Origin of the sequence: Cupriavidus consociatus, assembly GCF_017814975.1 — a bacterium.
GTDB lineage: Bacteria > Pseudomonadota > Gammaproteobacteria > Burkholderiales > Burkholderiaceae > Cupriavidus > Cupriavidus consociatus.
In genome coordinates, this window is record NZ_JAGIQA010000059.1 from 1 (window position 1) to 12205 (window position 12205).

Genomic DNA, 12205 nt, shown 5'->3' on the forward strand with positions numbered 1-12205 from the left:
CTGGGACTCTTGACAGCGAAAATTCGAATGATTCAGACGACGGAGTGAAAAGTATGCAACGTTGTAAGCGGCGTAGTCAGCCCAGTGTTGGCAAATTTGTTTCTGCACTATACGTTCGATGTTTGGATGGCTCGCACGTTCCCTCAGCTTCCCTGGTGCCGGTATGCAGATGATGGACTGGTTCACTGCCGCACCGAACAAGAGGCGCAAGCTGTAAAGGCAGCGCTTCAGGCTCGGTTGGCAGAGTGCCATCTAGAAATGCATCCGGACAAGACTAAGATCGTCTACTGCAAAGATGGCAGTCGCAAGGGAAAATATCCGAATACGAAGTTTGATTTCCTCGGATACACCTTTCGGCCACGGGTTGTGAAGAATCGCAAACGGAACAGCCTGTTTGTGAACTTCACCCCTGCGGTCAGTGCGGTGGCCCTGAAGTCCATGCGGCAGAGAACTCGCGAGGCACGCTTCGGCACGCGGACGTATCTCAGCGTGGCTGACATCGCCCGTTTGCACAACCCAGTCCTCCGAGGCTGGTTGAGCTATTACGGGCGGTTCAGTCCGTCAGCGATGTATCCGGTGCTTCGGCACTTCAACAGGACCTTGATCGCTTGGGCGATGCGGAAGTATAAGCGCCTGAAAGGACAGAGAACGCGGGCGGCTCGCTTCGTAGAAGGCATCGCGAAGCGGCAACCGCAGTTATTCGTACACTGGCAACGAGGCATGAAAGGCGCGTTCGCTTGATGGGAGCGGTGTGAGTTGAGAGGCTCACGCACCGTTCTGCGAGAGGCTGGAGGTGAAATTCCTCCGGCCTACTCACCTGGCTCGATACGGACAACCCTCGAGAGAATCCAGGTATTCGCGGACCATTGCGGCGTGATGGGACCTGGCCCCATCCCAGATGATCAGCAACGGCTGCATCAATCCTTTGTCGCAAAGGATGTCGTTGACCAGCGCGAGAATCTGAGCGGCCAGCTTGTGCTTCTCCAGCAGGTGACGGAACCTCAGAATGGTGCTCTCGTCGGGCAGCCTCGCCGTCCAGTTGTCCAGCCCGGCGAACTCCCGATACAGCGGCACGTCGTGCAGCGCTTCTTCCATCGCCGGGTCTGACAGGCCGAACCATTGTTGAACGAAGTGGATGCGCAGCATTGCCTCGACCGCGAACGGGGGACGGCCGCGCTTGCCTTCCGGGGCGTACGGAGCGATCAGCATCACCAGATCGGCCTATGGCACCGCCCGGTTCATCTCGTCCAGAAATTCGCGCTTGCGGGTGCGCTTGGTCGACAAGTTCAGTCCAAGGTCAGTTTGTTTCATGCGCTACATGCTCGCTGGCTCGACGATTCATTGCAAGCACATCCGCCGGCTAATTGTGCAGAGCATCCTTAGCTCCCACCTGATGCGCAGCCTTGGCCTTTGCCCGTGTTGCGCGTCTGGCTGATCAATCACATTTATGACACCTATGGGGCGTTGAAAATCAAGCACCGGTTGCTGTGTTTTCGTTTGGCAGTTACCTCCTGTTGAGAGTCCCCACTGCAAGTTATCCACGGCTGGTCAGCGGGTCGTTTATTACGACCACGACGCTGGCCAGCGGTGGGTAACTTGCACGGCAAAGGCACGTGGTCTCAGTTTGGTGTCCCCTTTCAATATCCCGGTGACTACAACGGGATGGAGGTCGGAGTATCGGCATGTTGGGCCCACCAGCATGCCCACGAGCGGCCACCGATGCGCTCGGGCCGCAGGTTGTGCAAGACCAGCAGCGAGCGGATCCGGTTGCTGTGGGCGGTGCGCTCTTGGTGACGCTCGCCCCCGTAGTAACGCATCAGCATTGACAGCAGCTTGTCGCTGTCAAGCCGATCCGTCTTCGCACGACGTGCCCGCCGGTTCACTTCGACACGGCGGAATCGACCACCAGGTTGACGATGCCGTGTGCGCTGAGCCAGCGGTGCAGCCAGAAGCCGTCCCGCCCGGCCTCATAGCAGGAGCGTACCGGGGCATCGGCGGGCAGATGGCAGCGGGCCTTGGCTTTGGCGATTGCCGTCAGGACCGCCGTCATGTCGCCGGCCGCCACCGAGCACCGGCTTGGCCCGCGCGCGCCGTCGCCCAGCGACAGCTTCCAGCTCTTGTCGCCTAGTTCGAAGGCGATGTACAGCCAGCCGGTGATCGTCGTATCCTGCCCGTGAAGGGCTGTGTCAGGCGCGTTCATCTGCGTGCTCCTTGAGAAACGAGACTCCGAATCCTCGTTTTACTCCACGGGGCTTACTTCCGCGGCCCTTCATAGTATCTATATAACCGCCCGGGCCTGAACCGATCACTATCACGTCAAAATTGGCGGTGGCTGAAGCCGGTGCGCCGCCGCCAACAGAGGTGCTCACCGCTGCAGTGGCTGTCCCGGGAACGGATGTCGACGCAGGCATTGCCAAAGGCGCGGAGGCTGCAGCGCCATCGACGTTTGCCTTGGCTTCTGTATCTACCAAGGCGATTACGTCGTCTGCATGCACAGTGGCGCCATTGGTCTGAACGATTTTGGCCAGCAGGTCAAAGGTGTGAAGATTCACCATCGGTGCCTGCGGCGCGGCATACGCGGCTTACGCGCGATGATCCGGCGGTGCAGTTCGAGTTGCTCATCGGTTATATGAAGAGCGATGCAAGCTGGACCGGAATTGGCTCAAAGGCGCCCTGAGCGACTGCCTGCATGCTGCAGGGCGGTGCTGCCGGCTCATAACCTGGCCCATGACAGCGAGAGGGGAAGCGGACCAGCGATTGATCACAGCGGGCTCCATCCGCTTTGCTCGCCGCGTGACTTCATGGCATTGGCATGGTAGCGCTGCAGCGAAAAGACAACGCAGCCAGAACAAGGGCGTAACGAAGCCGCAGCTTCCCTAGGAATCACGGCCAAGGCAAGCGCGGCCGCGGCCACTACTCGGCCCTGAACAGCGAATAGATGATTGTATTCGCTACTGAGGGACGGCTTTCGGCGCTGCCATTACCGAGCGTTTTGCTAACGCCGGTCATCGCGTAATCGCCGTCGGCGCCGTTCGAGCCGACAATCGAGGCGCAGTTAGGGAAGGGATTGGCGATCGCTGGAAGCGGTCGTTGCTGTGGGCCACTGCCGCGCGGCCTGCCGCTCGTTGCGGCGCTACCCCGCCTGGGTCAGCACCTGCCAAGCCGAACCCCAAAGAATCAGGTGACACGGACCTTAGACGGGGCCAATGGAATGGCCCATGAACGGATCATCTCCGTCCCCTGCTATGATTTCCGCTGCCCTGAAAATATGAAGCCCCTCCCGCGATCATGGAACTCAGACAACTCAAGTACTTCGTCGGCATCGTCGATGCTGGCAGCTTGTCGCATGCGGCACAGTGCCTGTTTGTCGCGCAGTCCGCGCTAAGCAAGTAGATCAGCGACCTGGAGCAAGAACTGGGGGTGCAGTTATTGGTGCGCGGGCGCGGCGGCGTGCAAGTGACGGAGTCGGGAAAGGTCTTCTATGAGTACGCGCAGGGCATCCTGAAGCAAATTGACGATGCGCGCACCGCCGTGCGCGCGCCGGATTCGATCGTCGGCTCGGTCATTGTCGGCGTGCCGCAGAGCATTTCGGCGGCGCTGGCGCTACCGTTGCTGCAGGCTGCGCGCGAGCAGTTGCCGCAGGTCTCGCTGCACCTGAACGAGGAACTGACCGGCAACCTGCTCGATCAGCTGCGGCAGGGGCGCGTCGACATGACGCTCTTCACGTCCAATGTCCCGTCCGCGGATTTCCATTTCGAACGCGTTGTCGAAGAGGACTTCTACTGGATCCACGGCGCGAACCAACCGGCACCGCAGGCACATGCGGGCGTGACGCTCGAAGCGATTGCCGCGCAGCCGTTGATCGTGTCGGCGGCACAGCACAACCATTGCCTGCGGGCCGTCATCGAGCAGGTGTTCAGCGAACAAGGCGTGCCAATGCCACCCCTCGCCGCCGAGATCAATTCGGTCCAGATTCTCAAGCGCGCGGTGCAGGCGGGTATAGCGCCGACCATCCTGCCGCTGGCGCTGGTGGCCCAGGAGGTGGCAGCCAGTGAACTGGTTGCCCACCCGATCCGCTGCGATACCATGCGGCGCATTCTGGGCATCTGCGTGTTCCGCGAGATGCCGCTAACGCATGCCAAGCGGGCAGTACGTGAACTGATCGGTAACGTGATGCGCGACTTGTGCGCGCGCGGCGACTGGCCTGGTGCGCGGGCTGTGCCGACTGACGGCGAGCGGGGCTGAAGTCTCCCTTTACTCGTTCCGGCTTTCGTCGCGCAAGCCAGAGGTTTCACGGCGGCCCGCCTCGGCCATCTCGCAGGCAGATGGCAAGTTCTCCAATCCATATTTTTCTTTTGGCCCGGCAGGCATGAAGATAGGCCCGCGCCGGCTATGCGGCATGCCCGTGCCAGGGCAGGGCCAAGGCGTCGCAAAAAACGATACGGAGACATGCATGACCATTCCCACCACTGCCCCCGGCCATCCCGGCCAACTTCTGGCCGAGGGTGACGCGGCCTACCGGAAAGTCGCCTGGCGGCTCGTCCCGCTGCTGTTCCTCTGCTACATCGTAGCGTACCTCGACCGCGTCAATGTCGGCTTCGCCAAGTTACAGATGCTCGCCGACCTGCAGCTCAGCGAGACCGTTTACGGGCTCGGGGCCGGCATCTTTTTTCTGGGCTACTTCTTGTTCGAAGTGCCGAGCAACCTGATCCTGCATCGCTTCGGCGCCCCACAACAACACTGGCACTTTGCGTATTGCAGTGGGGATCCAGCAGCGCGCGACGCTCGAAAGAACTAAATCAATGAAACATGGAGGAGAGCAGGTAATGAAGAGGACGATTTTTTTCTTGACGGTTGTTTGTGCATGCAGCGCAGCCGACGCGCAATCCAGCGTAACGTTGTATGGTGTGATGGACCTGAACATGGAGTACGTCAACCATGTCGGTGTCGTGCCGCAGGCGAGTAACGGCTTCAATCCAGGCCAGGGCAACAAGGTAGTTCGTATGGACGCCGGCGGATACTCCGGCTCGCGCTGGGGTCTTCGCGGTTTGGAAGACCTGGGCGGCGGGCTGAAGTCGATTTTCGTGCTGGAAAACGGCTTCAATAGCGATACCGGCACCCTGCAACAAGGCGGCCGTCTATTTGGTCGTCAGGCCTATGTTGGTCTTAACTCGGAGTATGGCCAAATCACCTTCGGTCGGCAGTCCAATTCGATGTTCGCTACGCTGGCCAACTTTGTCCCGCTCCGTTTTGCCACCCAGTATGAACCCGTTGGCGTGATTGCCGGCGCCAATTTCCGCGAAGACAATATGGCGCAGTACACTGGCGTGTTCGGGGGTCTTACGGCAAGGGCGCATTGGTCATTTGGCGTAGGTACGGTGCTTCCGCAGGTCGCCCCCAACTTTCCGGCTGCTGGTGGCAATGGTGAAGTGCCCGGGCAGTTCCGCCGTGACTCGGGCTATGGGGCGGGGCTAAGCTACCTTGCGGGGCCTTTCGGGGTGGGCATCGGCTATGATCAGTGGAATCCGACGATTGGCACTGGCAACGGTAGCTTCAAGAAGGCAGTGGTCATGGCCAGCTATGCCCTCAATGGCACTGCGAAGGTAATGGGCGGCTATCGCTGGGGACAGAGCAAGGACCAGAACAGTGCCCTGATTCTCCGTGACGATTTCTATTGGGTTGGCGGTCAATACCGATTCTCGCCGGCGCTCGACTTCACGCTTGAGTACGACTATCAGAACGTAAAGAACCTGGGGCGAAACACTCACATTGCAAATCCATGGCAGATTGCGCTAATTGCCGACTACGCGCTGTCGAAGCGTACTGACGTCTACCTGACCACCGCCTATTCAAAGAATGCTGGCCTGGCTATGGAGTCGGCAGCGGGCAACTTTGCTACCAGTCTTGCGTTGAATAGTTACACGCTCCCCAATGGACAGACTTCGATGATTGGCGTCGCTGTAGGTATACGTCACATATTCTGAGGGCGGCCATGCTCCTCCCGCTGTTCCTGTGCACGACGCTCTGCCTGTTTCATAACTCATCTTGAGCCTTGACCAGACCATGGTTCGGGCAGCCTTGCGTAATGTTTTTTTGCACAGCCGGATTTTCAAAATGGTATTAACAGTCCAAGCGACTGAAGCTCTATCACGTTCCTCGGTAATGTGTCTACATCCCGAATGCCAACCCTCGTGTTGATCGACACCTCCAAGGCAATCGGGCTTCACAGGTTCCTCAGGCACTGCCCGTGGAACCTCTTCTTTTCTGCCAACGGGCGGCGGATTCGAGGTGCTTGTCCAGAAGGAGGCCACATGGTGCTATTCCGAGCTTTTCACTCTCAGATCTCGGACTTCTCTGCTTCGTTGTATTTGTCGCGATTGGATTGGCGTGGGACTTTCGCCGACTTGTGCTCTACCACGATCCCCGTGCAGTTGCTCTCTAGTGTTGCGTCCCAGAAATAACTTTACATAGGCGCTCAACTTTGGCGAGGATTGAATCGGCAGTGGGGGTCCATACGAAGGGGCGCTTGTGGACGTTGTAGTGCTCGACCTAGCGCTGGATTTGCAGGACCAGTTGGCGCACGCTGTCAATTGTAAGCACGGAAAGAGCCTGCTCTTGAACGCGAGCAGGCTCAGGTCCCTATGGCATCGTCAAGGCCATTGCCGCATCATGGCTTCGGAGCGAACCAGGGTTCCATCACCTTCGTTTGCACAGTGATGGCCTTCAAGTGGGTGTACATGTTTAGCGTCTCATGGCAGTACTCGCTGCCGATCCCGCTCTCCTTGAAGCCACCAAATGGCGAACCGCTGGCCAGGTTGAAGTACTGGTTAATCCAGACGGAGCCTGCCTGGAGCCGGTCGGCTGTTTCCCACGCGTTCCGCAGATTGGACGTATAGAGACCTGCTGCAAGCCCATATCGAACGCCGTTCGCCTCGGCAATCATCTGATCGTAGTCGCTCCAACGCATGACGCTCAAGACCGGGCCGAAGATCTCCTCTTGAGCGATGCGCATGCTGTTTGTCGCTTCGAATACCGTCGGCTCGATGAAATAGCCCGCTTCATTGCCTTCAACCGAAACGCGCTTGCCGCCAACCATTAGCCGTGCGCCTTCCGAAATCCCGATATCAATGTACTTGAGTACGCGTTCGCCTTGCTCTGCGGATACAAGGCTGGACATAATGGTGTCGGTCGCGAGTGCAGGACCGACCTTGACCCGTCGCATCCCGGCAACGAGTCTCTCCATGAAGTCGTCGTAAATTGCGTCGTGAACGAACAAGCGCGTTCCTGCAAGGCAGGACTGGCCATTGCAGTACATCGTTGCAAACATTGCGTTGTCGACGACGGCATCGATATCTTCGATGTCGGGGAAAACAATGTTGGGACTCTTGCCACCCAGTTCCAACGAGACCGGCACCAAGCGCTCGGCACCCGCCTGAGAAATGATTCGTCCGACTTCGCTGCTACCCGTGAACGCAAGCTTTGCCACACCGGGGTGTGCAGTTAGCGCAGCGCCAGCTTCCTCCCCAAAGCCGGGAACAACGTTAATGACGCCCGGCGGGAAGATTCTCGCGATATGCTTGCAAAGCTCCATCGTGCTGAGCGATGCGTTCTCATCCGGCTTCAGGACTACCGTATTGCCTGCAGCGACCGCGGGGGCAATCTTGAACGCAGCCATGATGGCCGGTACGTTCCAGGGGATGATGAGCCCGCACACGCCGTAGGGCTCCCGCTTGGCCACTAGGTAGCCATTGGGGATGGCTCGGCCGAAGCCTTCATGAGTGATTGCCGCAGCGGCGAAGTACCGGTACTGGGAGATTGCGAAACGATGGTCGAGCGTCGTCTCAAACAGACGGCGACCAATGTCGATAGAATCGATACGAGCGAGACGATCGGTGTCGGCCTCGATCACAGCCGCCAGCTTCAGCAGTAATTCAGCGCGCTCCTCTGCTGACCTAGCCCGCCATGCCGGCGCAGCCTTGGCGGCGGCTTGTACTGCCGCATCGATTTCTGTCCGTCCGCAGCGCGCGAGTTGTGCGACAGTCTCGCCCGTTCCTGCGTGCTTGGCTGGAAAGGTTTGCCCGGCTACCGGGCGAAACTCATTGTCGATAAAGGCGCCGTAAGTCTCAGAGAGGCTAAGCTCGTTGGTCGAGGTCAAGGTCACAATCACTCCTGCGTTACATGCAAAATCGGCATTGGCCGTATGCAACGCAGTTTGGTCGGGATGAACTCCGCTCGCGATCCGAATCACGCAGCACTGTCCGCCACACGCAAGCTTATCGGTAGTGAAAACCCTTAGGCTGCACGGGCGGGGGGCTCCGGTGGTGGTGCCAGTCCCTTTGTACAGCTAGAAGCGGTGCATGCATCGGCGCGTTCATTTAAGAATGCCGTTGTGACTTTGCCCGGGCCCTCCCACTCGCACGCAGTAGCGTATCACTTGGATACTCGCCGAACTTCAACTTGTAGTACGCAGAGAAACGCCCCATATGGAAGAATCCATTGCCGAAAGCTACTTCGGTCACTGACGTGTGCTTATCCCCTCTGTTGAGCACATCTCTGATTCTGTCCAAACGATAGTCTCTCAGGTAGGCGTTTGGCGTCGTGTTGAGCCACTTCTCGACTGCTGACTGGAGCGTTCGGATGCTTACGCCCAAGCTCTCAGAGATAGAGGCGATGGAAACTTCATTTTCAGCATTTTCACGCACAAACTCCTGAAACCGACGTACCAACCACGTAGTTGGCGCGCTTTCAGGCCGCCTGATAGCCCTACTATAGTTGTGCTGGTGTCCTGTCAGAAGCATGGAGAATAGCGCTTCTTCCATGGATTTTTGGGCCGCAGCGGGTAATGGACTGGCTTGGGATTCCAGGACGAAGATCATCCCGCTGAGAGTCTGAGCGAGCTGCGTCGACAGTGGCAGCAAATCGAAAACAAGGTCACGGTCAAGTGCATGCCCGACCCACTGAGCACACAAAGCCTCGAGCCGCTCCTTGTCTGGTCGAATTGTGAGTTGCGAGAAGCCGGCCCCGAAGTGAAAGTCGGTCGGCCGATTTGCTGAGACCGGCAGAATGTCACCGACACCCCAGCTTCTCTTGGTGCCGCATTGGCGGACTGATCCAGAGCCGGCCTCGCACTTCATGATCAGGAACAGATTATCGAACTCTCCCGCATCCACCGTCACGTCTGCGCCGTAGGCGAGGCGGACGATTGACGTTCGATGGGTCTCCTTTACGGAGAGGCGGGTATCAATACTCCGTTGGCCATTGCCCAACGTCAGGGAATGGGGGCAATAGATTCCATTGATAAGCCGGATTGCCTCATCAAGGTCTCGCGTTTGACTCTGATACATAAGCGGCCTCATTCACGTCTTCGAGCATGTTGTCCGCTGGTTACGTGGTTTTGGTGTATCCGCTTTCCTTCTTCGTCAGCGATGGCAATCTTCCACGCTCCTGCCTTCCTCATTTTGGCGGCAATGAATGATGCCTGTTTCGGCCGCGACCGACGCCGATCGTGCGTGGTGGATCATTAGCACGGCCAACGCAGCTGCCAGACCAGGCGCCGCGATGGCAAGGAAATTCTGCTCAAGAGGCAGCCCCATGGCGACCAGCACGCCGATCACGATCGGTGCCAGGATGGCCCCGGCGCGCCCCATGCCCAGGGTCCAGCCGACGCCCACGGCGCGAATGCCGATAGGATAGAACTGGCCTGCATAGGCGCAGCCTACTATCTGCGTGCCGATGGTGGAAGCGCCGGCGAGGCCGACCAGCAGATACAGCCACCCGGTCGGCATGGGATGGCCCAGCAGACCGATCGACACCGCGGCCAGCAAGTACATGCCGGTCAGCACGAACTTGATGTGCAGCCTGTCCGCAAGCCAGCCGCCACCGATGGCGCCGAGCATGCCGCCCAGGTTGAGTACCAGGACAAAGGTCAATGCCGAGCCAAGGCTGTAGCCTGCACTGGCCATCAGCTTGGCAAGCCAGGAGCTGAGCGCGTAGACCATAAACAGGCACATAAAGCACGATAGCCAGAACATAAGCGTACTGAGGCCGCGACCTTGCTGGAACAACTCGCGGATGGGCGCGCCACCGGAGCCGTCGGCTCCGGCGATGACGAAGCGGTCATCTGCGCTCGCATGATAGGCCGGATCAAGGCGGGCAGCCAGGCGTGCGAGTTCCCGGGTGCGACCGCGTTGAATAAGAAACGACACTGATTCCGGCATCGATCGTAGGATCAATGGGATCAGCAGCACGGGCAGGCCTGCAGCAATGAACACGGATTGCCAGCCGTAGCTTTCCATCAGACTCTTGCCCAGCACGGCTGCCAGCATGCCGCCCACCGAGTAGCCGCTGAACATCAGCGTCACCATCGTGCTGCGCACGCGCTGTGGCGCATATTCGGTCATCTGCGCAATGACGATTGGCATTACACCGCCGATGCCAAGTCCGGCGAGGAACCGCGCCACGCCGAACAGAATCGGGTCCTTGCATAGGCCGGCGGCGGAAGTAAACACGCTGAATAGTGCGATGCAGATTGCCATCGCCCGGCGCCGGCCGATCTTGTCGGAAATGGTCCCGAACAGAATATTGCCGAACATCATGCCGAATAGGGCGGTGCTGACCAGAAGGCCTGCCTGAGTCGGGCCAACCCCCATTTCCTTGATGATCGATGGTAGAGCGATACCAGCCACGGCCAGATCATAGCCGTCAAAGATAATGATCAGTGCGCACCAGATTAGAACGCCATATTGGAAACTACCGAGCCGGGCCTCGCTGGCCATTCTCTGGATGTCAATTTGCTGCATGGTCTCCTCCGTTTCGTTATGACTTGAATAGCTTTAGTGGCGCATTGGCTGTACGGCGGCAGCCGTATAAACGTGGCCAGCGATACGCGCATTTCTGTGAGGGGGCTCGTATCAGGCCGGCCGGCGCATCTGAAACAGCGACGATTTGGTGATCTCGTAGTAGTCGGCCGGGCCGCCACCACGCAGAATGGGGCGGGCGGTGGCAGTGTCATAGACGCCGTCCTGCACGAAGGCTTGGTCAATATGCACGCCAACGACCTCGCCAAGTATCATCCACGTCTCGAGCGCGGCGCCGTCGGCCTTGGACAGTTGCATGATTTTGGTCGCGCGGCACTCAAATGACACCGGGCTTTCCGCTACGCGAGCTGCGGACACCAGGCGCGATGGCGTTGGCGTCAGGCCCGCCAGGCCGAATTCGTCGACTTCGGGCGCAACGCCGGCGCTGGTGAGGTTCATGCGTTCGGCCAGTGGGCGCGTCACCAGGTTCCACACGAACTCGCCGGTGGCCTCCACATTGCGCACCGTGTCCTTGTAGCCGACGCTGGAAAATGCCACCACAGGGGGCGTGTAGTTAAAGACATTAAAGAATGCGTAGGGGGCGAGATTGGCGCGGCCCGCCGTATCCACCGTTGAGATCCAGCCAATTGGACGCGGGCCGACTATTGCGGCAAGCGGGTCATGCCGCAATCCGTGGTCGCGCGTGGGCTCGTAGAAGTGAATATTGTCCATGTTCGTGTGCGAAGCATCGTTCCTGCGCAGGCAGGAACGACGAAAGCGATGGAATGCGCTCAGTACTTGCCGCTCAGCAGTTCGCCGCAACCGGCGACCTCGGTGCGAAGGTTCAGTTTGCGCAGCATCTGCCAGGTGGTAGCCACCGCGGCCGACACGGTGGGGATACCCGACTCGTCCTGGACCTTCTGGATCGACGGCAGCGACTGCATCTGCACGCACGCGGAGAGGACGATGGCGTCTACGCCGGTGGTGTCGATGCGCTTGTAGATCTCCAGCAAACTGGCCGGATCCTGCGCCGCCACCTGCAGATTGTCGGGAATCTCCAGTGCGCAGTAATCCTTGACTTCCACGCCTTCGCTCTCGATATACTCGACGACCATCTTCGTCAGCGGTTTCATATATGGACAGACCACCGAGACGCGCTTCGCCCCCATTGCGTGCAGGCCGTCCACCAGCGCGCCGGCGCTGGTCACCACCGGCGCGGGATTGCCATTGTCGACGGTACGCTGCATCAGGCGTGCCTCGGAGACACGGTGATAGCCCTTGCCCATGCTCATGATGGCGACCAGGCAGGCGTAGCCCAGCACATCCACACGCGCGTCGGACAGCTCGATCGCGCAACGGTCGCTGTCACGGTCCATCGCCTCCAGCTCTTCTTTCACCACCTTCTTCAT

Annotated in this window: 10 protein-coding genes and 4 pseudogenes; 6 read left to right on the top strand and 8 right to left on the bottom strand. The window is 59.2% G+C overall.

Going from position 1 to position 12205, the window contains the following annotated elements; translation table 11 throughout:
- The first annotated feature begins 126 nt into the window (after positions 1-126).
- Positions 127-741: a group II intron maturase-specific domain-containing protein gene (locus J8I82_RS39490; RefSeq protein WP_209765177.1), complete on the top strand. Its 615-nt coding sequence runs from the start codon at positions 127-129 to the stop codon at positions 739-741.
- Positions 742-915: 174 nt separating this feature from the next.
- On the opposite strand, the pseudogene J8I82_RS36215 reads toward J8I82_RS39490, so the two are convergent.
- From J8I82_RS36215 to J8I82_RS36225, 3 genes and pseudogenes are all read right to left on the bottom strand, one after another.
- A pseudogene (locus tag J8I82_RS36215) lies at positions 916-1311 on the bottom strand (transposase); the annotation flags it as partial.
- A gap of 371 nt (positions 1312-1682) precedes the next feature.
- Positions 1683-2200, bottom strand: a pseudogene (locus J8I82_RS39805) (transposase); the annotation flags it as partial.
- Positions 2187-2555 (bottom strand): hypothetical protein, encoded by a 369-nt coding sequence (locus tag J8I82_RS36225; RefSeq protein ID WP_209765191.1) that lies wholly within the window; start codon positions 2553-2555, stop codon positions 2187-2189. The gene J8I82_RS36225 and the pseudogene J8I82_RS39805, both read right to left, overlap by 14 nt.
- On the opposite strand from J8I82_RS36225, the pseudogene J8I82_RS36230 reads away from it, so the two are divergent.
- The 5 genes and pseudogenes from J8I82_RS36230 to J8I82_RS36245 all read left to right on the top strand — a co-directional run.
- A pseudogene (locus J8I82_RS36230) lies at positions 2523-2718 on the top strand (IS5/IS1182 family transposase); the annotation flags it as partial. The gene J8I82_RS36225 and the pseudogene J8I82_RS36230 sit on opposite strands and share 33 nt — an antisense overlap.
- A 570-nt stretch (positions 2719-3288) precedes the next feature.
- On the top strand, positions 3289-3393 hold the full coding sequence (locus J8I82_RS38800; RefSeq protein ID WP_245180569.1) for a LysR family transcriptional regulator: 105 nt from the start codon (positions 3289-3291) through the stop codon (positions 3391-3393).
- Positions 3394-3456: 63 nt separating this feature from the next.
- Positions 3457-4245 carry a LysR substrate-binding domain-containing protein gene (locus J8I82_RS36235; RefSeq protein ID WP_284183257.1) on the top strand — a complete coding sequence of 263 codons (789 nt, stop codon included), beginning with the start codon at positions 3457-3459 and terminating at the stop codon, positions 4243-4245.
- A gap of 208 nt (positions 4246-4453) precedes the next feature.
- Positions 4454-4729 (top strand): annotated as a pseudogene (locus tag J8I82_RS36240) (MFS transporter); the annotation flags it as partial.
- Between the two features lie 97 nt (positions 4730-4826).
- Positions 4827-5984, top strand: a complete 1158-nt coding sequence (locus J8I82_RS36245; protein WP_209765179.1) for a porin — start codon at positions 4827-4829, stop codon at positions 5982-5984.
- A 683-nt stretch (positions 5985-6667) separates the two neighbouring features.
- Here J8I82_RS36245 and J8I82_RS36250 read toward each other — a convergent pair.
- The 5 genes from J8I82_RS36250 to J8I82_RS36270 form a co-directional block, all read right to left on the bottom strand.
- A complete protein-coding gene (locus tag J8I82_RS36250) occupies positions 6668-8155 on the bottom strand; it encodes an aldehyde dehydrogenase family protein (RefSeq protein WP_209765181.1) in 1488 nt (495 codons plus the stop codon).
- Between the two features lie 220 nt (positions 8156-8375).
- Positions 8376-9344 (bottom strand): AraC family transcriptional regulator, encoded by a 969-nt coding sequence (locus J8I82_RS36255; protein WP_209765183.1) that lies wholly within the window; start codon positions 9342-9344, stop codon positions 8376-8378.
- Positions 9345-9419: 75 nt separating this feature from the next.
- Positions 9420-10799, bottom strand: coding sequence for an MFS transporter (locus J8I82_RS36260; protein ID WP_209765185.1), 1380 nt, complete (start codon positions 10797-10799; stop codon positions 9420-9422).
- Between the two features lie 111 nt (positions 10800-10910).
- Positions 10911-11528: a flavin reductase family protein gene (locus J8I82_RS36265; RefSeq protein WP_209765187.1), complete on the bottom strand. Its 618-nt coding sequence runs from the start codon at positions 11526-11528 to the stop codon at positions 10911-10913.
- 59 nt (positions 11529-11587) lie between these two features.
- Positions 11588-12205, bottom strand: a 618-nt coding sequence (locus tag J8I82_RS36270; RefSeq protein WP_209765189.1) for a maleate cis-trans isomerase family protein, incomplete at its 5' end; no start/stop codon positions are given.

Excerpts from the sequence above, each read along its gene's own strand:
- J8I82_RS39490 (WP_209765177.1), top strand. The coding sequence starts at position 127 with ATGGCTCGCACGTTCCCTCAGCTTCCCTGGTGCCGGTATGCAGATGAT.
- J8I82_RS36225 (WP_209765191.1), bottom strand. The coding sequence starts at position 2,555 with ATGGTGAATCTTCACACCTTTGACCTGCTGGCCAAAATCGTTCAGACC.
- J8I82_RS38800 (WP_245180569.1), top strand. The coding sequence starts at position 3,289 with ATGGAACTCAGACAACTCAAGTACTTCGTCGGCATCGTCGATGCTGGC.
- J8I82_RS36245 (WP_209765179.1), top strand. The coding sequence starts at position 4,827 with ATGAAGAGGACGATTTTTTTCTTGACGGTTGTTTGTGCATGCAGCGCA.
- J8I82_RS36255 (WP_209765183.1), bottom strand. The coding sequence starts at position 9,344 with ATGTATCAGAGTCAAACGCGAGACCTTGATGAGGCAATCCGGCTTATC.
- J8I82_RS36260 (WP_209765185.1), bottom strand. The coding sequence starts at position 10,799 with ATGCAGCAAATTGACATCCAGAGAATGGCCAGCGAGGCCCGGCTCGGT.
- J8I82_RS36265 (WP_209765187.1), bottom strand. The coding sequence starts at position 11,528 with ATGGACAATATTCACTTCTACGAGCCCACGCGCGACCACGGATTGCGG.